This is a genomic window from Levilactobacillus namurensis, from assembly GCF_032197885.1.
In the GTDB taxonomy this organism is placed as follows: domain Bacteria; phylum Bacillota; class Bacilli; order Lactobacillales; family Lactobacillaceae; genus Levilactobacillus; species Levilactobacillus namurensis_A.
Genome location: NZ_CP134159.1, coordinates 1,302,898 through 1,325,208 on the forward strand (window position 1 = coordinate 1,302,898; position 22,311 = coordinate 1,325,208).

The window sequence follows — 22,311 nt, forward strand, 5'->3', positions numbered from 1 at the left end:
TTAGAAATGGCGTGTATGATGGAGGTAAAGATAAAGGTGGTGATTCAGCATGGAAACGTTGAAAATGCTGCAAGCCCGAAAGGCGATTCGACACTATACGGGACAGGTCACGGATCAGCAGTTGCAAAAGATTTTGCAGGCTGGTAGTGCGGCTCCGGTGGGCTTGGGTGAATATGATAACTACCGGTTGACGGTCATTCAAGATCCCGCGATTTTAGCTAAAATGCATGGCATCTACGAGGCACCAACCGTTATTGTGATTTCGGTGCGGGAATCTGGTCCCATGGAGTATGTCTCGACGGGCGCCATTGCACAGAACTTAGAACTGGCGGCCGAGGCGCAAGGCGTGGGGGCTAACTTCAACATGGCCAGCTTACGGTCCGTGCCGCGGGATCGGTTACCAGCAGGGTTTCATCCGGCTTTCGTGATGACCATGGGTCAAACCAGTGAGACCTTTAGGCCACGGTCGATTCCGGCTAACCGGATTGCAACCAATCTGGTGAAGTGACCGAAATCATTAGATTTTGCGGGGGTGACGCAGCACGTTGCCCCCGCATTTTTACGGTGTGCCGCTAATCGGTTTGCGTGTAGCGCCGGTTTTCTTTAAAATAGAAAGCGTGAGCGTTAAACGGCGCCGTGAGAGACATTGGCAAACGGTGTGAAGGAGGCAATTCAATGAAACAGATTGTAACGGGCATCGTGGCGCACGTCGATGCCGGTAAGACCACGCTATCTGAGGCCTTACTCTATCAAACGGGGGCCGTACGGCGGTTAGGCCGCGTGGATAATGGGGACGCCTTCTTGGATTCCGATGCGTTGGAGAAGAAGCGGGGAATCACGATTTTTTCCCATCAAGCCGTACTCAAGACCAAGGACTTAGAGCTGACGGTCCTGGATACGCCGGGACACGTCGACTTCGCGACCCAGACCGAGCAGGTTTTAAGCGTCCTCGATTATGCCATTCTGGTGGTCTCGGCGACTGACGGTGTCCAAGGTTACACGCGGACGCTGTGGCGGTTATTGACCCATTATCAGGTTCCAACCTTTATTTTTGTGAATAAGATGGACGCGCCTGGAACGGACCAGGCGGCCCTTCTAGCAGACTTACAGGCTAAGTTGGCGCCGGGATGTTTGCCGTTTCCAGTCGGGGATTCGCAGACGTTACCGGAAGCGCTACAAGAAGACATTGCGATGCAAGATGAGACGGTTTTGAACAGGTTCTTAGAGACGGGAACCCTGGAAGCATCAACGGTTCGGGAGTTAATTCGGCAACGGCAGGTCTTCCCGTGTTACTTCGGTTCGGCCTTAAAGCTCCAGGGAGTGACCGAATTGTTGGCGGGGATGGCTTACTGGAGCCAACCGCAGCAGGCCCAAGCCGAGTTTGGCGCTAAGGTCTTTAAGATCACCCATGATGAAAAGGGGGAGCGACTGACCTGGGTTCGGCTGACTGGGGGACAGTTACGGCCCAAAGATGTTTTAGTTGACCAGCAGAAAGTCAACCAGTTGCGGGCCTATAACGGCACCAAGTATACGACGTTACCCGTCGCACACGCCGGTGAGATTGCGGCGTTGACCGGCTTGACCGGGACCTACCCGGGTCAAGGATTGGGGAACCAGGTAGACGGCAGTCGACCAGAGATGCGCCCCGTACTGACTTATGCAGTCGATCCACAAGGCCAGGACATTCACCATTGTTTAGCGGTGTTGCAGGAGCTGGAAGATGAAGATCCCCAACTCCATGTGACCTGGTCGGAACAGTTACAAGAGATTCGGGTTCAACTGATGGGGACGGTCCAACTAGAAATTTTACAGCAGCTCTTACATGATCGGTTCCAGTTGGACGTGAAGTTCGATGCGGGTGGAATCCTCTACCAGGAGACGCTGACCCGGGCTGTGGAAGGGGTCGGACACTTCGAACCCCTGCGGCATTACGCGGAGGTCCACCTCCTGATGCGTCCGGCCCCCCGGGGAAGCGGACTAACGATTGACGCCGACTGTAGCTTAGAGGTGTTGGTCAAGAATTGGCAACACCAGGTGCTGACCAGCCTGAAGGCCAAGGAACACCTAGGCGTCTTGGTAGGCGCTCCGTTAACGGACGTCCACATCACGCTAGTCACCGGTCGGGGCAGTATCGTCCATTCAGTCGGCGGTGATTTTCGGGAAGCCACTTGGCGGGCCGTCCGTCAGGGACTGATGATGTTGCGGGATACCCAAGGCCTGCAACTGCTAGAACCCTGGTACCGGTTCCGATTAGAAGTCGGACAAGCACAGGTCGGCCGTGCCATGACCGATATTCAGCGAATGCACGGGACCTTCGAGACGCCGGTGGAGACCGCTACGGGCACCACGGTTTTGACCGGGGTAGCTCCCGTGGCCGAGATGCAGGCGTACTCCCAGGAGGTAAACGCCTATACGCACGGCCAAGGACAGCTGGAGTGTCTGGTCGATGGTTACCGACCTTGTCATGACCAAGCCGCGATTGTGGCCGCTACGGCGTACCAGCCGACGGCGGATCTGGCCAATACACCGGACTCGGTCTTCTGTGCCCATGGCGCTGGCTATCCGGTCGCGTGGAATCAGGTGCCGACCATGGCACACGTTCCCTATGCTTATTCGGCCGCAGATTTGGCCCGATTGACAGCTGAGGCGGCTAATTAGGGCCAACTTTAAACGATTAGACCTGAATTCTGATGAGTTACCAGTCAAATAAAAGTTAAGTGCGTTTCAAGCCTCGCTGGCCAAGTGGGACTGGAAACGCACTTTTAATTTTGATGGTGATTAAGTAGTTGGCATCACCAAGCAACACGGGTTCCTTGTCTTTTGCCGGGATTTTCGTGAAGATGGGGATTGTGAACATGGTGTGACCCGTCAACGGTTGCTTCTAACGTGAGGGATAACGCGTGAGGAGCCGTTAAGCGATGAGGGTCGACATAGGGGATGGGGAGCAGAATGAGAAAATTTTTAACCAGGTTAAATTGGCTCATGGCCATCTTATTGATGGTGGTCGCCGTCTTTGCAATTTTGGAACCCGTGGCATTTTTGGGGGATTCGGATTGGCCACAGCCCTTAGTTCTGGTGGGGTTAGCGGCGGGAAGCGTCGTCATTTTGAATCGGTTGCGGTGGTGGATCACCACGTGGTCGGCCACCACTTACCGGCGAGTCTTGATTGGTTTAGGTATTTTGGTGGTGGTCGTTCAGATCGTGGTCGCGTTGAGCTTCATGGATGTGGGACGGGCTGACAGTTACTTTGTTCGCAACCAAGCAATTCGGTTGGCGCACGGCGACCTGACGTGGAACCATTACTTTTTGGTCTATCCCAACAACGTGAATGTTACGTTATTGGAAGCAGCGCTTTTAAAGGGGCTATTGCCGTTAACGCGTACCCCCTGGCTGATCTTGAACCTCTTGCGGTTTGCCTGGGTCGATACGGGGCTATTAGCGGGCTTGTTTTTGCTCAAACGGTGGCAGCATTGGCGTCCCGGTGCGGTCTGGTTGACCTTGTTGTGGCTGTTAAGTGTCCCCGTCTATGCGTTTAGTTTAGTCGCTTATACGGATGCATTGGTCATGCCGCTGGTACTTGATACGCTGGCGTTAGTGACTTGGTCATTGACTTACCGGGGATGGCGGCATTGGGGAATCTGCTGGGGCACGTTACTCTTGGTCAGTGGTGGCGTCGCCTTAAAGAGCAACATGATCGTCTTGTGGCTGGCCACGGGGTGTCTGGTCCTCTTGCTTTGGTGGCAACGGCAGTTATCAGGGAAGAAAGTCCTGGGGTGGATCGTCAGTGCACTAGTCTTACTAGGCCTGGTCCTGGGGGGCATGTCCGCCTGGGGCCGGCAACAGGGGTACCAGAAGGACCCCAACGTGGCGCTTCCCGTGACCAGCTGGATTGCGATGAGCCTCAATACCAGTAGTGAGGGTCAGTATAAGCAAGCAGATTATTTGCTGGTCGACCAAGCACCTACGGCGGCAGCGAAGCAGGCGCAAGCGACTGGGATGATTGAACAGCGCATTCGAAAACTTGGTGCCCTGGGGTTAGCGGTGCACCTGATGAAGAAGTTCCGGGTCTTCTGGGCCACGGGGGATTTTGACAGTTTTAAGCTCACTACGCAGTGGATTCGGGCTCCTTACTGGTACCAGAATCATCAACGGGAGATTCAATTCTGGCTGGTCATCATCACACAGTTACTATTTCTCATGTTGATCTTTCAGACGATTTGGGTGTTGCTCCAACGCCCCGTAACCGTAGCGGTGAGTTTCTTGACGATTATGCTCTTAGGACTGACGGTCTTTCACGTGGTGTTCTGGGAGGTGGAGCCCCGTTACGCCGTCCCCCTTTTACCGGTCATGATGTTGCTGGGAACGCTGGGCGGGTGTCTGGCGCCGACTTGGCAATTCTCCCACGCCCAGGTTCGGCTGGGCCGCTGGATTGCGGTAGGAGTTGTGGCCTTGTGTGCCCTGAGCCTAGGACAGACCAGTGAAGATACGGTGATTCGATCGGATACCGTGGGCCGGCAAGGAAACGGGGACTATTTCACCTTGCCCGTTGCCAGACTGGCCCCTAAAGCGTCCCTGAGTTGGACCGTTCCCGTCACTGGGGCCAGCAACGCCTTACAGCTGCAGATTCAGCCGATAAATCTTAACCAAGAACAACGCTTACCTAACGTGCAACCGCGGTATCCGCGTGGCCAGTTGCGGGTGCAGGTTCAAGCTAACGGTCGGCAACTAAAGACCTGGCGTACCACGCCCACGAAGGCCATGGCCCAGCCGCTGGTCTATCCCCGGACGACGGCGAAGGCTGTGACGGTCCGTCTGGTGAATACGGGGAAGACGACCGTCAAGTATGCGGTGGGACGGGCCCAGTACAATCAGCACACGGGAGCGGTCCTAGCCACCCCGGCCCAGTATCCGCAACTCTACGTGATCAACGTCCACGGCCCTCACGCACTAACCGGCGGCCTGGCAATCACGCTGTTTATGGGCGTCTTTCTGGCGCTGCTGTGGTGGGCGATTTAAGCTGAACGGAAAACAGATTCAGATTGGCTCTGTAAAACTCAGACAGTTTTACAGGGCCTTTTTCTACGTCTTGTTAATAAGAATGTTGTTAAATCAATGTTTTTGAATGGCGTGGCATAGGTGAGCTGAGGATTGACCTTAGTCTCAACCGTGGTGATGGTCATCCCCTTTACCTGGCCGTCATCACGGCTTACCGTTGTGTAGCCATAACGAAATATGATGCTAAGGGCCGCAGCATCTAATGATATGGTTGACGACAATTATCGACTAAAAAGGACCTCATCCCAACCAGGATAAGGTCGCAGTGATGGCTTGCATGAAGCAGACCATCACTTGTTTGTAGCCGAGATGGAAGCCAAGTAAATATATGATGACGACATTGAAGCGTCCAGGCTGGTCATACCGTGGCTAGTCACCTTTGGTCCCGGAACGTCTTAGAAAGTGGGAGCTCAGGGTCGAATGGGTGTAGGCTTGGCGGTCCAGTTCATGTTCATCGCTGGCGATGGCAATGGCCGTGGTGGTATCGCCCACCACGTTAGCTACCGTGCGAAACATTCCGGAGAACCAATCAATGCCGGCCAGTAAGGCGATACTTTCCGTGGGGAGTCCCAGTGTGGGGATGATGATGGCCAAGGCGACTAAGCCGCCGCCGGGAACGACCACCGTTCCCAAACACGCTAACACGGACAGGCTTACAATCTGAACCATTCCGGCAAACGAGATTTGGAGCTGATAGAGTTGGGTGACTAGGGTACAGACCAGAGCCAGGTACATGGCCAGGCCGTTACTGTTGAGGGCCATTCCCAGGGGTAAGACCAGTTGGGTGATGCGCTGGCTAACCCCTAGGCGGTCGTGGGCATCCGCCATCTCAATGGGGAGGCTCACGGCGGATGAGGTCGTGGTAAAGGCGACTAAGGCGATTCGGGTAAAACCGTTCACGAGACCCTTCAGGGGAACCTTAGCGTACCAACTGATCACTAGCAACAGTATTGCCAAGAAAATACCGGTACTCAGACCGTAAATGGCCAAAAACTTGAGCAAGGGAATCAAGGCCTTGAGCCCCGTGTCGACGGTCACCCCGATCATTAGGGCCCCAATACCGATGGGAGCTAGGTGCATGACTAATAGGACCAGGCGAACGGCGAGCTGGTTGACCTGCTTGACCAGGCTGAGGACTGCTTCGAATTGGTGATGGCGGTTGGCCTGGTTCAAGACGATGCCGAATAAAATGGCAAAGATGATGACCTGAATCACGTTTCCCTGGCTGAGGGACGCGAAGATGTTTTGGGGAAAGAAACCTAACACGGTTTCCCCTAACTTAGCGGGCGCCTTAACGGTGTTGGGCGTGTTGGGCGTGAGGTGGAGGCCCGCTCCGGGCTTGAGCCACAGACCCATCAGAAGTCCAATTGCGGCCGCAACGATAGTCGTGCCTAAGAACCACAGGGCCGTCTTGAGGCCCAGGCGACCCAGGGCGTTGGCGGGGAGATTGCCTAAGGCCTCGATGACGGCCCCGAAAATCAGGAGCACGACCGTCATCTGAATCAGGCGTAAGAAGATATCGCCTAGGAGCTTGAGTCCGCCCACCGCCGGGCCGAAGAGAATCCCTAAGAGGATGCCCCCAACCATACCCAGCATAATCTGAGTAGTCAGTGTAAGCTTCATGCGAGACCTCCGTAGGCTTGAACCCGTAAACTTGCCGTCAGTAGGGCCACGCCATGGGCTAGGTCCGTGGGCGCTGTGAGTTCGGCGGGCGCGTGACTGATTCCGGCCACACTAGGGACGAACAGCATCGCCGTGGGGACGACGGAACTCATGATGCCACTGTCGTGTCCCGCTCCCGAAGTCAGCCGCCGAGTTCGCAAGTTGAGCTGGGCCGCTAAACGCTGATTTTGGGTGGTGAGACGCTGGTCAAAGCAGACTGGGAGATCGTGGACCCACCGTTGGATCGTTATGGTGAGTTGCGGGGCCATCAGGGCGTGGGCGGCCTGGTGGAGTTGACGTTCAAATTCCGTGAGGACTAGGTCGCTAGGGTGCCGACAATCGACCGTAAAGCGAACCAGCCCGGGGATGACGTTGGCCGAATTGGGGACCACCTCGAAGCGCCCCACGGTGAAGGTTAGAGCGTCATCTAGGGCTTGAGCGTGGTGCCGCAAGCGGGTAATGAGCGTGACGGCGGCTTGAAGGGCATCGTGACGGTCAGCCATGGGCGTGGTCCCCGCGTGATTGGCACGCCCTTTGAGCGTTAGGGTGAAGCGCCGTTGCCCGACCAATCCGGTAACGATGCCAACTTGTTGGTGGGTTTGCGTTAGCCGGGGGCCTTGTTCGATATGCAGTTCCGTGAAGCTTGCGGGTAAGGCCGGTAAGCCGGAATGAACGCCGGGATGGTCCTGAAGCGGCGCCACGGCAAGTTGGCGGGCTTCTTCAAAGGAGGTTCCATCGGCGTCAACCATGCGAGTCTCAACGGTCTGCCGGGCGTAGTGCTTCGATCCGGTAAAAGTCAGGGGGAAGCGGCTCCCTTCTTCTTCGCTGAAGGCAATCAGGCGAAGGGTGTGTTGCGGTCGTCCCAGTTGGCGGTGAAGGGTGGTGATGGCTTGAAAGCCGGCGATGATGCCATATAAGCCATCGTAGCGTCCTCCGTTGACCACGGTGTCCATGTGGGAGCCCGTCGCGATAGTCTGGTCGTCTTGACCCGGCAAGTCGAGATAAACGGTGCCAAAATCGTCCACGGTAGCCTGGAGTCCGGCCGCTAGTCCCCAGGTGATGAGTTGGGCTTGAGCGGCCGTCCAGGTGGGGGTGTAGACTAGTCGGTTTTGGGCAGGATCCGTTGGACAGAGGCGATTAATGGTGGCTAGTTGAGCGGCTAGCGTCAGGCCGGGAGTGGTTAAAGGAATCATGCGTGACTCACGCCCGTCAACGGTGAAGAGGCCACGGCACCTTTCGTAAAGACGCGTCCCGGACCCGCTAGAAAGGCTTGCCGGCCGGCTTGAACTCCTAGGCGAAAGGCTGCGGCCATGAGGGGAATATTGGCTGCGGTGGCCATAGAAGTGTTGGCCATGATAGCGGCAGCGCCCATCTCCATGGCTTCGGCGGCTTCGCTGGGGCGACCGATACCGGCGTCAATGATGACCGGGACCGAGAGTTCGTTGATTAGGATCTGAATCAAAGATTTCGTGGTCAACCCTTGGTTCGTGCCGATGGGGGCGGCTAAGGGCATCACGGTAGCGGCCCCGGCATTCACCAACTGGCGGGCAACGACCAGGTCAGGTAAAACGTAGGGCATCACGATGAAGCCTTCGTTGGCGAGTACCTCCGTTGCTTTCAACGTTTCGTAGTTGTCGGGCATTAAGTATTGCTTATCCGGAACGACTTCTAGCTTGATGAAGTCACTGCCGCTGAGTTCCCGGGCAATGTGGGCTGTGCGAATGGCTTCTTCGGCCGTGGTACATCCCGAGGTGTTGGGGAGAATCGTGATGTCCTTGGGGATGTAGGCCAGGATGTTATCGGCCGCCTGCGTGGTACGGCGTAATGCCATGGTGATGATCTGGGCTTGGGCGTGGTGGATGGCTGAATCGATCAAGTCGTAAGAATACTTACCAGAACCCAGGATGAAACGAGACGTAAAGGTGTGGCCACCAATGGTTAAAGGATCAGATGCTGTCATGTGATATTCCTCCTAAATGGTTGTTTTACCTAAAATCAAACGAGTAATCATGTTGGCTTCGTGGCCCGCGGCAATCATCACGCGTGGGGCCATGAGGCCTTCAGCGCCCATGGACGTGCCATCGCCGGCGACGTAGAGATTGGGACGTAATTGCTTGGTCGTAATGGTGTTGGCACTGTGGATTCCCGCCATGCCAGTCGCCATGACCAGGGGCTTAGCGGGAAATTGCGTGCCGACCGTTTCTAAGAGCATGGCTTTCTCCTGGGGGGCGTCAAAGGCTTCACAGATGATGTCTGCCGAGGATAAGTATTTGGAAATGGTCGCAGGCGTGAGCTTTTCCTGATAGGCGTGGATGGTGATAAAGGGATTGAATTCCTGTAAGTTCTGCTTGAGGGCGGTGACCTTAGGCATGCCGACCTGACTAAGCTTGTATTGCTGGCGGTTGAGATTGCTAAGTTCGATTACGTCGAAGTCAACTAAGGTCAGGGTACCGACGCCAATGCGGGCTAAGGCGATGGCAATGTTGGATCCTAGTCCGCCCGCTCCCGCGATGGCGACGTGGGCCGCCGAAAGCTTGGCAGTGGACGCGGTGACGTTACGGGCTTTCATTTGGGTATAGACTTGGTCGGGCGCTTGACCTTGAATGATGGGTGGTGTGTGCATGAGCATCCTCCTAACGGCCGCCGCCGACGAATGTGATGATTTCAACTTGGTCGTCGGTTTGAAGGGTGGTGGTCGCAAATTCAGTGTGGTGGATGATCTGGCCGTTGACCTCGACGACGAGGTGTTCAATGGGTGTGTGGCGCGCAGTAAGTAACGCCAAAATGGTAGTGCCAGTTGCCGCAGCGGCTGGTTCTCCGTTAATCGTAAGCATAAAAAAATTCCCCTTTCTGCGAACGTCGTGAAGAAAGGGGAATTGCGCACAAAAGGACCGTCATGACGGGAAAAATCCCGTAAACGGAAGACCCAGTGGTTCCTGAGTCACATTGGCAAGTCGCGCTTCCTTCGGTAGTTCTAACTACATCAGGTTCGATGGGTTTAATCTCAGCCGAGTGGCACCCCAGACGAACGGTTGCTGAATGAAAACGAGTTTTGAAAACTCGTTACGTTAGTTATACGCAACCTGAAAATGAATGTCAAGTCTAAACATAAAGCTGTACAAAGTTGGATGAATTCGCTACACTGAGGCGTAAATGATTTACCATTTGAAACATCATGGGAGGACAACCAAAATGCGTGTAGGAAAACGACCGTTGTACTTAGTAACTGACCGCTTGGGAATCGAGGAAGAGGCCTTTTTGTGCCGATTAGAACTGGCTTGTCAGGGGGGCGTAGACCTGGTGCAACTACGAGAAAAATCGCTGGATAGTCGGCACTATTTCCAACTAGCGCAACAGGTCAAGGCCATCACGGACCAGTATGAGCTTCCCTTGATCATTGACGACCGCTTAGACATTGCGCTGGCAGTGAACGCAGCTGGTGTGCACCTGGGCCAGCAGGACATCCCCGTCGACGTTGCGCGCCGTTTGCTGGGACCGCGCAAGATTATTGGGGCGACGACTAAGACGGTCCGTCAAGCCCAACTAGCAGTGCGCGCGGGCGCGGACTACCTGGGGGTGGGGGCCATCTTTCCCACGACGACCCACGTGAAGACGGTGCATACCAGTGTGGCGACGTTAGCGGCGATCCAGGCAGCAGTCCCTATTCCGGTCTACGCCATTGGGGGCTTAAATTCGACCAACGTGACGGCGGTTCAGCCAGCCAAGGTGGCGGGGGTGGCCGTGGTGTCGGCGATTATGAAAGCCCCCCATCCCGACTTGGCGGCCCAAGCGTTACGCCAAAAAGTCCTGACCGTCGTGCGCTGAATCAGCGCGACAAGTCAGGACTTGAAGGTTAAGCGTGAAATGGGTTCCAGAAACGACCACCGTTAACTTTAAAGAGGACGATGCCCAGGATAATCAGGGCGCCGACAATCAGCAGTGCTAGGTAGTCGTTGCGTTGGAAACGTTGGGCCATATACCAAGTACGGTGTTTTCCCTTGCCGAAACGGCGAAGCTCCATGGCTTGGCTGATGGTCTCGATTCGATCAAGGCTCGAGAAGATCAGGGGGAGTAGAATCTGGACCCCACCGCGAGCCCGGGTCATCAGACTGGCTTTCTTGGAGATCTCAAAGCCCCGGGCTTGCTGAGCCAAGCTAATGGTCCGGTAGTCACTTTGAACATCGGGGATGTAGCGCAGGGCAATGGCCACCGAGTAACTGATCCGGTAAGAGACACCGATGCGGTTGAGGCTTGCGGCGAATTCACTAGGGTTGGTGGTCATCAGAAAAATCAGTGCTAGGGGAACCATGAAGGTGTACTTCAGGAGTAAGTTGAACTCGTAGAAGAGTTGTTCAGTGGTGAGGTTGAAATAAGCGGCGTGGTGCCCCAATAAAAGGTGTTCCGTTCCGTAGATGCTGACGCCATAATGGGGAGCAAAGACGTAAACCATCAGGAGATTTAAGACGGAGAACCCTAGGATGACGCTTAGGACGAACGAAATCTCATGGAATTTGATTTTAGCGAAGTGAAAGAGAATTAAGGAAAGGACCATGATGCCTAAGAGGTAGCGGGTATCGTAGGTCGTCATGCCGATAATCGATAGGCCGACAAAGCAGAGTAACTTGGTGCTGCCACTAAGTCGGTTTAAGAAGGTCTGTCGGTCGGCGTACCCAATTAAGAGTTGGTGAGTCATTGTTGGCGGGCCTCCCGTTCTGCTTGAACAAATTTGGCGACAAATTCAGTAGGGTTCAGGTGGTGTTGCTCCGCTAACGTGTAAAGGCTGGTCTTCGCCAGTGAAGCCTGGTCGATGATGGCTTGATTCGTTAACACGTCAGCAGGCGCGGCGTCCATAAGAATCCCTCCGCGACCTAGAACGATGGTGCGGTCGGTGTACTCCAGCATTAGGTGCATGTCGTGGGTGATGAGGACAATGGTGATGCCCTGTTCGCGGTTGAGTTGCGCTAAGAACTGCATCATGTCGGTGTAGTGTTGTAGGTCTTGTCCGGCCGTGGGCTCGTCCAGAATCAGCATTGCGGGTTGGAGTACCAAGATTGCGGCGATGGTGACCCGCTTCTTTTGGCCAAAGCTCAATGCCGAAACGGGCCAATGCCGAAATTCGTAGAGACCGCAAATCTTTAACGTCGCCAGCACCCGTTGCTCAATCGTTTGGGCGTCTAATCCGCGGAGGACCAGACCGGTTGCGACTTCATCGTAAATCAAGGTCTTGGACAACATCTGATTGGGATCTTGGAGGATGTAACCAATATGGTCGGCCCGCTCCTTGACCGAACAAGGGTCCAGGGACTGGCCATCGAAGGTCAGGTGGCCGGATTGCGGTGTTAAGAAGCCGGTGATGAGGTTGCTGAGCGTGGATTTACCGACCCCGTTTTGACCGACCAGACTAATCATGTCGCCCCGGTGGATCGTCGTGGATAGGTCCTTAAAGATCGGCTGGTCCGGCGCGTAACCGAAGGTCAAACGGTCGATGGTCAGGAGTGGTTGGGTGTGGACGACGGGTGCCTTGAGGGTGACGCCGGCCGTCCAGTGTTGCAGGGTGGTCGTGAGATGCGGTGCGTTAAGTTGGGCCAAGTCATCTAGGTGTTGGCAGTCTGCTAGGGAGATGCCGGCTAACTTTAGTGCTGACAAGTAGAGCGGCTCCCGTAGCCCTTGTTGAGCCATTAGGGAGTCGCGGAGGATAGTTTCGGGGCGGTCGTTGGCCACAATTTGTCCGTCCTGCATGACGATCAACCGGTCAATGGGCTGCTGTAAGACGTCCTCGATGCGGTGCTCGATAATCACCACCGTCAGGTCCTGGGTCCGCGCCAACCGGTCGATTAACGCCATCGAGGCTTTGCCGGAAGCGGGATCCAGGCTGGCGAGGGGTTCATCGAACAGGAGAATCTTACTGTTGTCGATTAACACGCCCGCCATGGCGACCCGTTGCTTCTGACCACCTGAGAGTTCTTGGGGATGGTGGGTCAGGAGGTCTTGGAGGTCCAACGTTTGTGCCCATTGATGGGTCGCCTGACGCATCGCGGGTTGGGCCTGTTGGTCGTTTTCTAGTGAGAAGGCCATATCTTCGACCACGGAGAGCCCTACGAATTGACTGTCGGGATCTTGCAAGACGGTCCCCACGTTGAGCGAGAGGTCAAAAATCGAGCTTTGCTGGATGTCTTGACCCGCAACGGTGGCATGACCGGAAATCGTCCCCGGATACGACTGTGGAATCAATCCGTTTAAACACCGTCCCAGTGTCGACTTCCCCGAACCGGAGGGCCCCGCAATCAGGACCTTTTCACCTGGGTAAATATCAAGATTAATGTGGCGCAGGGTGGGTTCCGTTTGGCTATTGTACTGAAATGAAAAGTCACGAAAACTAATAATGGGTGCAGTCATAACTTATTTTTCCTTCTTTAAGCTGCCACGTTGCGTCCGGGTCCGAGCGTAGAGAACCAGCAGTAACGTTCCAATGATGGCAACGGAGATAGAGTCGATGATCCAAGTCGTGATGCCTTGGAGGTAGACCTTGCTGGCTGGTTCGTGGTAGATGATAATGTCACCGGTAGGGGCTAAGAGGACCCAGGCGATGAAGTTGACGATGATTTGGTAGATGTTGAACCAGACCAGCTTGGCCTTCTTCAACGCACCGTCAGCGATTTTGAGCCGGTTCTTGGTCAGACCGAAGGCAACGCCCACTAGGCCGTCGACGATGATCCAAGTCCACCAAGGGGAGCCGTAAGTGATAAAGTCGTTGAGGGCGTGCCCGATAAAGACGGCGAGTCCCGCTGCGACCGGACCGAAGATGGCGCCTAATAACGCAGCAAATCCAATGGCTACGTTAAACTGGGTGTTAGGGATTCCTGTTGGAATGGCAACGAATTTCATTAAGACAAAAATAATGGCAGCACCGATTCCCGTGGCGACCACGGTTCGAATTGAGTTAGATTGCTTATTGGGCATAAGACGACACACTCCTTAGATGGGTTTTAAGTGGGTTCAGATGAGAATGGGGCAACGAAAAACGCGCCCGAAAGTCATTGACTTTCAAGGACGCGTTTGCGTGGTACCACCCTGATTTTCCCGCGAACGGGACTTATCCTGATCGTAACGAATCGCTCCGACCCGGGCTCACGAATTTACCCGAGTAGCTTCTTCAAGACCATCTTCACCGGGCATCACCGTCGCTTTTCAGCCGACGCGACTCTCTAGGGGTGACGAACACCGGATACTCATCTTGTCGCAGCTTTTCTCATCTGAATTTAACTTCCTATAGCATACGCTAAATGACTAAGGGGTACAAGCAGGAATCAGAAATGAAGTCGGTTACATTTAAAAAACGTATAAAAGTTATTTTATTGGGGAGCCAAACCTAAGAATGTTCGGATTTAGATTACGTATAGGGGATGATTATCGGAGAAATTCCAAGGGAAATGAATCATTTTCTCATCAATTTATCATTTTAAGCCGAGTCGTGTAACTGTAAATTGCGTCGTTGAGCTAGGGGATGAACGTCCAGCGGGGCTTGGCGATTGACCGATGGCCGTGTATGATAAAGGGGTATAGTTAATTGATACATAAAGGATGAGTTTTTTGAAGAAAATTGCACCAGTGTTTGTGGCTTTAGGAGCCATTAGTTTTGGGGTTCCGGCGTCCCTATTTAAGATTGCTCGCCGGGAAGGGGTGGTGAACGGACCACTCCTATTTTGGTCGTTTTTGAGTGCGGTCGTGATCCTAGGAATCGTGCACGTCGTTCGGCGAAACTGGTTACGGTACCAGCATACGAATTGGAAGCAGATTGGGTTAGTGATTGCGGCTGGGACCGGGTCAGGGTTTACCAATACCTTCTATATTCAAGCCCTCAAGCTGATTCCGGTGGCGGCAGCGGCGGTTATGTTGATGCAGGCAGTCTGGCTGTCGGTTCTGTTAGGGGCCGTGATTCAGCGGCGCTGGCCGTCACGGTTACAGGTCTTGAGTATCGTGCTGGTCCTGATTGGGACCGTCTTGGCGGCGGGACTGTTTCCCATTACCCAGGCGCTGTCCCCATTGGGCCTGTTTTACGCCTTTTTGGCCGCGTGTGGTTATGCCTGCACCATGCAGTTTACGGCGTTACTGGGGAACAACCTGGACCCCATGACCAAGACCTGGCTGCTGTGTTTAGGGGCGTTCATCTTAATCTCGATTGTCTGGATCCCGCAGATTGCGACGACGCCGGTCACATTACCCACGATTAAGTGGGGCGTCTTGATTGCGCTGTTCTCGATGGTCTTTCCGTTGGTCGCCTATTCTCTGTTCATGCCCCAGCTAGACCTTGGTATCGGCCCCATTCTCTCGTCGCTGGAGTTACCGTCGTCGATCGTGGTGGCGTTTATCCTGTTGGGAGAAACCGTCAGTGGCCAGCAGATCCTAGGCGTCTTCATTATTATTGCGGCGGTGGTCCTGCCCAACGTTTGGGGGATGTGGCACCGGCAGCAGGTGCACCCGCGCAGCTAACGGGCTAGAAGATAGCGGTTAATTTTAGGGTTACCATTGCGACCTTGTCCTAGCTGGGATGAGGCCTTTTTAGTTGGTAATCGTTGTCAACCAGAAGGCATTCGTGCGTCTAATCGGAAAGCGTGAGCGTTGCTAGGGACGAAGTTAAGGTTTAGGGGTACAATTAACGCAACGATGACCGTACCCTAAAAAGGAGTGAAGTTCCGATGCGTTCTTGTGCCCGTTGCTTTGTCCATGATTGTCAGACTGATACGATTTTGTTGGTTGAACGTTTCAAAGACCGTCGGCATTATTGGACGGTCCCCGGTGGGGGCATCTTGGCGGGAGAAACACCGGCCAAGACGGTTCAACGCGAACTCGATGAAGAGCTCCTCTTTCAAGTTCAAGCTGACCAGTTAGAGCTCCTGACTCGCGTGGTGCGTTTGGGGCAACCGGAGACCTACTTCGTGGCTGACGAGCAGGTGACCCCTGAACTTTCGGTGCACAGTGTCGAGCTGGCCCGCAGTACGGCGACCAACCGGTATCAGCCCCAGTGGGTGCCCCGGCGAGACGTGCCGGCCAAGTTACCCTACTTAGCCGACGTTGCCCGGTTAGTGGTGGAACGCGAAGCCTAGAAGAACTTAGATGAAACGAAGGCGTTAAGTGGCGTCGTGAAGAGCCTTGGCTCTTGACGGGTGGCCCTTAACGCCTTTTTAGTCTGCCCGATTCAAGAGTAACGATAGCTTTTGTGTTGACAAATGTAAACGATGGCGGTATGCTACGTACTGAGGTTTACAGATGTAAACAATCGAAACAGTCATGATTAAATATTGGAGGTAGGCAGAATGCTTAAAATTAGTGTGTTAATTGTGGGGTTAGCCATTATTGGTTTTATCTTTTGGTGGTTCTTCGGCAAGCATGCCGTGGCGACGGAGACGGCGGTTGCGACGCAAGCGGGCCAGTCCGTGGACGTTGAAGTCAACGGGGGCTATTCTCCGGAGAAAATCGTTTTGAAGCAAGGCGTGCCAGCGACCTTGACCTTTACCCGGAAGGATGCGTCGAGTTGTTTGGACCGGGTCGTTTTCAGTGACTTCGGGATCAACCAAGAGTTACCCAAGGATCAACCGCAGACCATTCAGATCGATACCAGCCATGCTGGACAATACGAATGGGCATGTGGCATGGATATGTTCCACGGTAGTTTAGTGATCAAATAAGGAGGACGTTAACATGACGAATACAGCACAAAACAAGGCCGTCACGGTCGCCGGGGGCTACCAACCCCAAACGGTTCATTTTCAACAGGGAGTCCCCGCAACACTGAGCTTCACGCGAACCAGTGCTCAAGGGTGTCTGGATGTGGTGCACTCATCTGAATTGGGCTTTGAGACCGACTTGCCGTTGGATACTGTGAAAACGGTCAAGATTCCCACGGATCAAGCGGGAACGTTTACGTTTAGTTGCGGGATGGACATGTTCTCTGGAAGCGTGGTGATTGATCAATGAGTATTAACAAGCGTTTCTGGATCTCGTTAGTGTTATCCTTACCCATGCTCGTGGGAATGATTCTGATGCCCTTTGGTCGGATGATTCCGGGGGGCGCCTGGACCCAATTGGTACTTACGACGATTATCATGTTAGTTGCCGCTCGGCCGTTTTGGCAGAGTGCTTGGGCGTCGTTTAAAAAGCACCATGCCAATATGGATACGCTGGTCGCCATTGGGACGTTGACGGCCTACGTCTACAGTATCTACGCCATGCTGACTGCCCAACCCGTCTTCTTTGAAAGTGCGGCGTTTGTCACGACTTTCGTCCTGTTGGGCCAGGTGTTCGAAGAACGCATGCGTAATAATGCGTCCAACGCGGTCGAAAAATTGGTCGACTTGCAGGCCAAAGAGGCCGAGGTCTTACGGGACGGGCACTTTGTCCGGGTTCCACTGGCTGAAGTGGTTGCCGGAGATACGGTGCGCGTTAAGCCCGGCCAAAAGATTCCGGTAGATGGCGTGATTCTGGAAGGGACGTCAACGGTTGATGAGTCGATGGTCACGGGAGAAAGTATGCCAGTGACTAAGCACGTCGATGATGCCGTCATCGGGTCGACGATGAACAGCAACGGAACCTTTCTTTTCCGGGCCAATAAGGTGGGAGACGACACCATGCTGGCTCAGATTGTGGAGTTGGTCAAAAAAGCCCAGAACAGTCATGCGCCGATCCAGAAGTTAACGGATAAAGTTTCCGATATCTTCGTGCCGGTGGTCCTAAGCCTGTCCATTTTGACCTTCTTAGTGTGGTACGTCTTCTTAGGAGCCCCGGTCGCCAACGCGTTAGTCTTCGCGGTAGCGGTGGTCGTCATTGCCTGCCCTTGTGCGTTAGGCTTAGCTACTCCCACGGCCTTGATGGTCGGTACTGGTCGGGGGGCCAAGATGGGCATCTTGATCAAAAACGGTGAAGTCTTAGAAGCCGTTAACGATGTCCGGACCGTAGTCTTCGACAAGACGGGGACAATCACGGTGGGTCAACCACAAGTGACGGACATCATTGGCGACCGCAACCGGGTCTTGCAGGTGGCGGCTAGCTTGGAAAGTGGTTCGGAGCATCCATTAGCGTCAGCTATTTTAGACCAAGCGCAGACGGATCAGGTGACTCCCCAGACTGTTGCTCAATTCCAGGCCGTTGAGGGCCAGGGGGTGACCGCAACGGTGAACCATCAGCTGGCGTTCGTGGGGAATCATAAGTTAGCCAGTCAAGCTGAAGTAACGCCGACACTGGCCCAACAAGCTGCCCAATTGCAACGTGAAGCTAAGACGGTGGTTTATGTTGGGGTGGCTGACCAAGTCATCGGCTTGATCGCCATTCAAGACGCCCCTAAGCCTACTTCTCGTGAAGCCATTGCGGCATTAAAAGCCCGGGGCTTGAAGACCGTGATGCTAACTGGAGATAACCAACGGGTTGCGGAAGCTGTTGCGCAAGATGTCGGGATCGATCAGGTGATTGCGGACGTCTTACCCAGTGATAAGGCCGACCATGTCGCCGCCTTGCAAGCGGACGGCAAAGTCGCCTTTGTCGGGGATGGGATTAACGATGCACCGGCTTTGACCACGGCAGACGTTGGGATTGCGATGGGTTCGGGAACGGACATCGCCATTGACGCCGGAGGAATCGTTTTAGTCAAGAACGACTTACGCGACGTTGACCGGGCCCTGGCACTAAGCCGCAAGACGTTTAACCGGATTAAGTTGAACCTCTTCTGGGCGTTCATCTATAACGTCTTGGGGATTCCGGTAGCGGCCGGCGTCTTCTTCACCTTAGGGGTAACGTTAAGCCCTGAACTCGCGGGGCTAGCGATGGCCTTCAGTTCATTATCAGTGGTCACGAGTTCCGTCTTGTTGAACCGGGCCAAGATTCAAAGTCACGTGAGCGTGGCCTAGTTCGTCCGAGATCGGTAAGCTCATGGGGGCTTGCGACCAACGATGAACTGTGGTAACCTGTGCTTATCTAAATCAATGTTAAAAACCATAGAAAAAGACGAGTACGTTGGGTGGTCTGGTGTTAGCGAACTAAGGATGGTGGAAGCTTAGTGACCAGCCCCCAAACGAAAAAACACCTTTTCTGTTGCCATCTGAACTGTTTGAAGTAGGATGCGCCGTGGCCGACACGTTATCGTTCGGAGCGTATAGTTGTACGCATAAGACGGTTTGGCAACAAACAAATTGGGTGGTACCGCGGAAAGATCTTTCGTCCCGACTTTGGGGATGAAGGGTCTTTTTTTATGGTCTTTAACCTGGTAATAGCGAAGGGAGATTGAACACATGACAGAAGTTTTAGTGAAAGATTTATTCGGTGATCAACATTTTGCCGAAGATGATCAGATTACATTGCACGGGTGGGTGCGGACGATTCGGAGCTCCAAGAAGATTGGGTTCATTGAATTAAACGACGGCTCGACGATTAAGAACGCGCAGATCGTGATGAAGGCTAACGACGTCGAGAATTACGCGGACGTTGCGAAGTTCCCCATCAGTTCGACCATTGCGGTGACGGGAACGGTCGCCTACACGCCGGATGCTAAGCAGCCGTTAGAAATTCATGCGGCAACGATTACGTTAGAGGGGGCTTCTGATAGCGATTATCCGCTGCAAAAGAAGGCCCACACTTACGAGTATCTGCGGACCATTGCCCACTTGCGGCCCCGGACCAACACGTTCTACGCGGTCTTCCGGATTCGGTCATTGGCGGCCTTTGCGGTGCACCAATACTTGCAAGAACACGGCTTTAACTACCTGAACACGCCGATCATTACCGGAAGCGATGCGGAAGGGGCCGGCCAGATGTTCCGGGCGACCACGTTGGATATGAACAACTTGCCGTTGACGGATGAAGGTAAGGTCGATAACTCCAAGGACTTCTTCCGCAAAGAGACTAACTTGACGGTTAGTGGTCAGTTGGAAGCGGAAGCCTTTGCGCTGGCACTACGGAAGGTCTACACGTTTGGCCCAACGTTCCGGGCAGAGAACTCACATACCCAACGCCACGCTTCTGAGTTCTGGATGATTGAACCAGAAATGGCGTTTGAGGATCTGGACGACGATATCGTGACGATTGAGGCGCTGATCAAGGCCGTGGTGGGGTATGTTCTGGACCATGCCCAAGATGAATTAGCCTTCTTGAACGATAACGTGGATGACCAGTTGATCGCACGCTTAGAGAAGACCCGCGACGAAAAATTTGCGCGGTTGACCTACACGGAAGCCATCAAGGAACTGGAAAATGCGGACGTCGACTTCGACGTTCCCGTATACTGGGGCCTGGATCTGGAAGCCGAGCACGAACGGTACTTGTGTGAACACATCTATAACAAGCCGGTCTTCTTAACGGACTACCCGAAGGAAATCAAGGCCTTCTACATGCGGGCTAACGACGATGGGAAGACGGTGGCGGCCGTTGACCTGTTGGTTCCAGAAATCGGAGAATTAGTCGGAGGGAGTCAACGTGAAGAACGGTTGGCTGTCTTGGACCAGAAGATTAAGGACAACCACATGCCAGCCGAAGAGTACGCTTGGTACGAAGATCTCCGGAAGTACGGAGAAACCAAGCACTCTGGGTTTGGGATTGGGTTTGAACGACTAGTCATGTACGTCACGGGGATGGAAAACATCCGTGACGTGATCCCTTACCCTCGGACGCCGGGTAACGCTGAATTTTAAGGTAAACGAAAAATTTCCTGGAAGATTATTCCAGGAAATTTTTTTTGCTGACGTAAATGAACTGGGTTACTTGAGGAGATCGATGAGCTCTGGGAGCGTCGTGATTTGATAAGTGGGGGTTGCGTGAGAGGTGTTGGGAAGCTGGTGTGGATTGTACCAAACACTTGCTAATTGGGCGTTATTGGCGCCTTGGATGTCGGCGGATAGGGAATCACCGATAACGAGATAATCGGTGGTTGCCGCCTGGGGCCACCCCGCTTGGACTTGGGTAAAGAATTGGCGGTCGGGCTTGCTGGCGTGCAAGTCTTCCGACAAGAAGACCTGATCGAAGTATTGATCCAGATGGGAATCCGCCAATTGGCGGTCTTGCTTGGCTCGGGTTCCGTTAGAGATTACGGCCAGTTGATAATGAGCGGCCTTTAAGCGGGCTAAAATATCCTGGGCGTGGGGCATTAGTGCGTGTTCAGCGAAAAAGTGCTGTTGAAAGGCCCGTTCGTAGGTGGGACCATCAACCGTGATGCCGTAGTGGGCAAAGTACCGTTCGAACCGGGTATTGATGAGCGTTTCGCGGGTTAACTTTTGTTGTTCGAAGTCGGCCCACATGATCTGCTGCAGGCGATGCCAGTAAGCCACCTGTTGATCATTGAAAGCAAAATCAAAGGGTAACGCTAATTTGCGTAGGGCGTTTTGGGCGTTCGTGTCGGTGTCGAAAAGGGTCTGGTCTAAGTCGAAGAGTAGAATTGGAAAATCCATGGTACAGTCAGCTCCTGAAAAAGTTTAGTTAGGTCTAACTTTAGCACAGATGGAACCTGACCGGGAGACAAAAAAATGAATATCAACTATTTAATACCGGGGGAAAACTTGTTACACTAGGAACGATAGTTGAATAGTCGACTTTCCAACTGTTGAATTTCTTAAGTTTTTTGGAGGCTAATGGAACAGATGCAAATCAAAATTAAACGGTATTGTGTCGGGGGGATTCTCCTGCTAATGGGGAGTTTGCTGGGGCTAATGGGTCCCCAGCAGTTGGTGCACGCTGCTTCGACCACGCCAATGACCCCAACCCTTTACTTTCACGGGGCACCCAGTAGCTACCATTCGGAGCGGCATATGGTTGGCGCGGCGAAGAAGGCTGGTGTGACTAAGTCGGTCATTCGCGCGGACGTTGCGGCGAGTGGTCGGGTGACCTTAGTCGGGAAGTTTAAATCCACTTCACGAACGCCAATCGTTGAAGTTAATTTTTTGAACACGCGGAATACGAATTACGTGACCAATGGCCGTTGGGTCCGCAACGTGGTACGAAAGTTACAAGCCACCTATCACTTTAAGCAGATGAATATGGTGGGTCATTCGACGGGGAATTTGGCGATTGCGTACTACTTATTAGCTAACTCGACCAACCGACGGCTACCTAAGCTGGCTAAATTTGTGTCCTTGGGTGGTCATTACGATGGGGTCCTGAATGAGGGGGACTGGCCTCACCGGATTCAATTGACGGCGGCGGGCCGGCCAACGCCCATGGATTCAGCCTATCGGCGGTTGTTAAAGCTGCGACAACGGTATCCGAAGAAACAAACGGCGGTTTTGAACATTTACGGTGACTTGGGTAATGGGACGGATTCTGATGGACGGGTCACCAATAATTCGTCTAAATCCTTACGTTACTTGCTGGCAAAACGGGCTAAAAGTTATCGTGAGCGGCAGTTTAAAGGCGCGGGGGCCCAACATAGTCGGCTACACCACAACGCCCAAGTCGACCGGACCATGATCAAGTTTCTTTGGGATAAGTAAAGCAGTCTTCTAACCATTTACGGTTGGAAGGCTTTTTAATCGGCTTAATGAATAATTATGATGCTTTATTGAATATTTAATCGAAAATAATAAGAAAATTAATCAGCACGACCATATGCTCGACAGGTGA

At 53.7% G+C, this 22,311-nt stretch carries 20 protein-coding genes and 1 riboswitch; of the genes, 11 read left to right on the forward strand and 9 right to left on the reverse strand.

The features are described 5' to 3' along the window. Nucleotides 1-49: 49 nt before the first annotated feature. The 3 genes from RIN67_RS06260 (at nt 50) to RIN67_RS06270 (ending at nt 5,016) form a co-directional block, all read left to right on the forward strand. On the forward strand, nt 50-508 hold the full coding sequence (locus tag RIN67_RS06260) for a nitroreductase family protein (protein ID WP_024746380.1): 459 nt from the start codon (nt 50-52) through the stop codon (nt 506-508). Nucleotides 509-675: 167 nt separating this feature from the next. Then, complete coding sequence (locus RIN67_RS06265) at nt 676-2,658, forward strand: elongation factor G (protein ID WP_264998949.1); 1,983 nt, start codon at nt 676-678, stop codon at nt 2,656-2,658. 291 nt (nt 2,659-2,949) lie between these two features. Then, the gene (locus RIN67_RS06270; RefSeq protein WP_264998948.1) at nt 2,950-5,016 is read left to right on the forward strand and encodes a hypothetical protein; all 2,067 of its coding nucleotides are present in this window, start codon (nt 2,950-2,952) and stop codon (nt 5,014-5,016) included. A gap of 408 nt (nt 5,017-5,424) precedes the next feature. Here RIN67_RS06270 and RIN67_RS06275 read toward each other — a convergent pair whose 3' ends face one another. The 5 genes from RIN67_RS06275 to thiS are packed head-to-tail and all read right to left on the reverse strand — an operon-like array spanning nt 5,425 to nt 9,551. Continuing rightward, nucleotides 5,425-6,678 (reverse strand): dicarboxylate/amino acid:cation symporter, encoded by a 1,254-nt coding sequence (locus tag RIN67_RS06275; RefSeq protein WP_264998947.1) that lies wholly within the window; start codon nt 6,676-6,678, stop codon nt 5,425-5,427. Further along, nucleotides 6,675-7,910 (reverse strand): M20 family metallo-hydrolase, encoded by a 1,236-nt coding sequence (locus RIN67_RS06280; protein ID WP_264998946.1) that lies wholly within the window; start codon nt 7,908-7,910, stop codon nt 6,675-6,677. Before RIN67_RS06280 ends, RIN67_RS06275 begins: the two co-directional genes overlap by 4 nt. Next, nucleotides 7,907-8,677 (reverse strand): thiazole synthase, encoded by a 771-nt coding sequence (locus tag RIN67_RS06285; protein ID WP_264998945.1) that lies wholly within the window; start codon nt 8,675-8,677, stop codon nt 7,907-7,909. The genes RIN67_RS06280 and RIN67_RS06285 overlap by 4 nt, the downstream gene beginning before the upstream one ends. Before the next feature lie 12 nt (nt 8,678-8,689). Further along, nucleotides 8,690-9,340 (reverse strand): sulfur carrier protein ThiS adenylyltransferase ThiF, encoded by a 651-nt coding sequence (thiF, locus tag RIN67_RS06290; protein WP_264998944.1) that lies wholly within the window; start codon nt 9,338-9,340, stop codon nt 8,690-8,692. A 10-nt stretch (nt 9,341-9,350) separates the two neighbouring features. Then, a complete protein-coding gene (gene thiS, locus RIN67_RS06295; protein ID WP_264998943.1) occupies nt 9,351-9,551 on the reverse strand; it encodes a sulfur carrier protein ThiS in 201 nt (66 codons plus the stop codon). Nucleotides 9,552-9,659: 108 nt separating this feature from the next. Next, a riboswitch (TPP riboswitch) is annotated at nt 9,660-9,750 on the reverse strand. Nucleotides 9,751-9,909: 159 nt separating this feature from the next. Here thiS and thiE point away from each other — a divergent pair. After that, complete coding sequence (gene thiE / locus RIN67_RS06300; RefSeq protein ID WP_264998942.1) at nt 9,910-10,542, forward strand: thiamine phosphate synthase; 633 nt, start codon at nt 9,910-9,912, stop codon at nt 10,540-10,542. A 28-nt stretch (nt 10,543-10,570) separates the two neighbouring features. On the opposite strand, the gene RIN67_RS06305 is transcribed toward thiE, so the two are convergent. From RIN67_RS06305 to RIN67_RS06315, 3 genes are read right to left on the reverse strand one after another with little or no spacing between them, the layout of a single operon-like run. Then, nucleotides 10,571-11,410: an energy-coupling factor transporter transmembrane component T family protein gene (locus RIN67_RS06305; protein ID WP_264998941.1), complete on the reverse strand. Its 840-nt coding sequence runs from the start codon at nt 11,408-11,410 to the stop codon at nt 10,571-10,573. Further along, nucleotides 11,407-13,113, reverse strand: coding sequence for an ABC transporter ATP-binding protein (locus tag RIN67_RS06310; protein WP_264998940.1), 1,707 nt, complete (start codon nt 13,111-13,113; stop codon nt 11,407-11,409). The genes RIN67_RS06305 and RIN67_RS06310 overlap by 4 nt, the downstream gene beginning before the upstream one ends. A 3-nt stretch (nt 13,114-13,116) precedes the next feature. Continuing rightward, a complete protein-coding gene (locus RIN67_RS06315) occupies nt 13,117-13,677 on the reverse strand; it encodes an ECF-type riboflavin transporter substrate-binding protein (protein WP_107739959.1) in 561 nt (186 codons plus the stop codon). A 630-nt stretch (nt 13,678-14,307) separates the two neighbouring features. On the opposite strand from RIN67_RS06315, the gene RIN67_RS06320 reads away from it, so the two are divergent. The 6 genes from RIN67_RS06320 (at nt 14,308) to asnS (ending at nt 20,390) form a co-directional block, all read left to right on the forward strand. Then, the gene (locus RIN67_RS06320) at nt 14,308-15,207 is read left to right on the forward strand and encodes an EamA family transporter (RefSeq protein WP_056945035.1); all 900 of its coding nucleotides are present in this window, start codon (nt 14,308-14,310) and stop codon (nt 15,205-15,207) included. Between the two features lie 206 nt (nt 15,208-15,413). Continuing rightward, nucleotides 15,414-15,821 carry an NUDIX domain-containing protein gene (locus RIN67_RS06325; RefSeq protein WP_107739957.1) on the forward strand — a complete coding sequence of 136 codons (408 nt, stop codon included), beginning with the start codon at nt 15,414-15,416 and terminating at the stop codon, nt 15,819-15,821. Between the two features lie 210 nt (nt 15,822-16,031). Continuing rightward, entirely contained in the window at nt 16,032-16,403 is a 372-nt protein-coding gene (locus RIN67_RS06330) for a cupredoxin domain-containing protein (RefSeq protein ID WP_024746367.1), read from the forward strand. A 13-nt stretch (nt 16,404-16,416) separates the two neighbouring features. After that, entirely contained in the window at nt 16,417-16,692 is a 276-nt protein-coding gene (locus tag RIN67_RS06335) for a cupredoxin domain-containing protein (RefSeq protein WP_264998939.1), read from the forward strand. Further along, nucleotides 16,689-18,614, forward strand: coding sequence for a copper-translocating P-type ATPase (locus RIN67_RS06340; RefSeq protein WP_264998938.1), 1,926 nt, complete (start codon nt 16,689-16,691; stop codon nt 18,612-18,614). The genes RIN67_RS06335 and RIN67_RS06340 overlap by 4 nt, the downstream gene beginning before the upstream one ends. Before the next feature lie 381 nt (nt 18,615-18,995). Then, the gene (gene asnS, locus RIN67_RS06345; protein WP_056945030.1) at nt 18,996-20,390 is read left to right on the forward strand and encodes an asparagine--tRNA ligase; all 1,395 of its coding nucleotides are present in this window, start codon (nt 18,996-18,998) and stop codon (nt 20,388-20,390) included. Between the two features lie 66 nt (nt 20,391-20,456). Here the strand turns inward: asnS and RIN67_RS06350 are convergent, their stop codons facing one another. Beyond that, entirely contained in the window at nt 20,457-21,143 is a 687-nt protein-coding gene (locus RIN67_RS06350; RefSeq protein ID WP_264998937.1) for a YjjG family noncanonical pyrimidine nucleotidase, read from the reverse strand. A 189-nt stretch (nt 21,144-21,332) separates the two neighbouring features. On the opposite strand from RIN67_RS06350, the gene RIN67_RS06355 reads away from it, so the two are divergent. Continuing rightward, complete coding sequence (locus RIN67_RS06355) at nt 21,333-22,181, forward strand: alpha/beta hydrolase (RefSeq protein WP_264998936.1); 849 nt, start codon at nt 21,333-21,335, stop codon at nt 22,179-22,181. The last annotated feature ends 130 nt before the right edge of the window (nt 22,182-22,311 follow it).

Coding starts and splice junctions, on each gene's coding strand:
- RIN67_RS06340 (WP_264998938.1), top strand. CDS start 16,689: ATGAGTATTAACAAGCGTTTCTGGATCTCGTTAGTGTTATCCTTACCC.
- RIN67_RS06275 (WP_264998947.1), bottom strand. CDS start 6,678: ATGAAGCTTACACTGACTACTCAGATTATGCTGGGTATGGTTGGGGGC.
- RIN67_RS06315 (WP_107739959.1), bottom strand. CDS start 13,677: ATGCCCAATAAGCAATCTAACTCAATTCGAACCGTGGTCGCCACGGGA.
- RIN67_RS06270 (WP_264998948.1), top strand. CDS start 2,950: ATGAGAAAATTTTTAACCAGGTTAAATTGGCTCATGGCCATCTTATTG.
- asnS (WP_056945030.1), top strand. CDS start 18,996: ATGACAGAAGTTTTAGTGAAAGATTTATTCGGTGATCAACATTTTGCC.
- thiF (WP_264998944.1), bottom strand. CDS start 9,340: ATGCACACACCACCCATCATTCAAGGTCAAGCGCCCGACCAAGTCTAT.
- RIN67_RS06265 (WP_264998949.1), top strand. CDS start 676: ATGAAACAGATTGTAACGGGCATCGTGGCGCACGTCGATGCCGGTAAG.
- RIN67_RS06325 (WP_107739957.1), top strand. CDS start 15,414: ATGCGTTCTTGTGCCCGTTGCTTTGTCCATGATTGTCAGACTGATACG.
- RIN67_RS06280 (WP_264998946.1), bottom strand. CDS start 7,910: ATGATTCCTTTAACCACTCCCGGCCTGACGCTAGCCGCTCAACTAGCC.
- RIN67_RS06285 (WP_264998945.1), bottom strand. CDS start 8,677: ATGACAGCATCTGATCCTTTAACCATTGGTGGCCACACCTTTACGTCT.
- RIN67_RS06355 (WP_264998936.1), top strand. CDS start 21,333: ATGCAAATCAAAATTAAACGGTATTGTGTCGGGGGGATTCTCCTGCTA.
- RIN67_RS06260 (WP_024746380.1), top strand. CDS start 50: ATGGAAACGTTGAAAATGCTGCAAGCCCGAAAGGCGATTCGACACTAT.
- thiE (WP_264998942.1), top strand. CDS start 9,910: ATGCGTGTAGGAAAACGACCGTTGTACTTAGTAACTGACCGCTTGGGA.
- thiS (WP_264998943.1), bottom strand. CDS start 9,551: ATGCTTACGATTAACGGAGAACCAGCCGCTGCGGCAACTGGCACTACC.
- RIN67_RS06330 (WP_024746367.1), top strand. CDS start 16,032: ATGCTTAAAATTAGTGTGTTAATTGTGGGGTTAGCCATTATTGGTTTT.
- RIN67_RS06335 (WP_264998939.1), top strand. CDS start 16,417: ATGACGAATACAGCACAAAACAAGGCCGTCACGGTCGCCGGGGGCTAC.
- RIN67_RS06305 (WP_264998941.1), bottom strand. CDS start 11,410: ATGACTCACCAACTCTTAATTGGGTACGCCGACCGACAGACCTTCTTA.
- RIN67_RS06310 (WP_264998940.1), bottom strand. CDS start 13,113: ATGACTGCACCCATTATTAGTTTTCGTGACTTTTCATTTCAGTACAAT.
- RIN67_RS06350 (WP_264998937.1), bottom strand. CDS start 21,143: ATGGATTTTCCAATTCTACTCTTCGACTTAGACCAGACCCTTTTCGAC.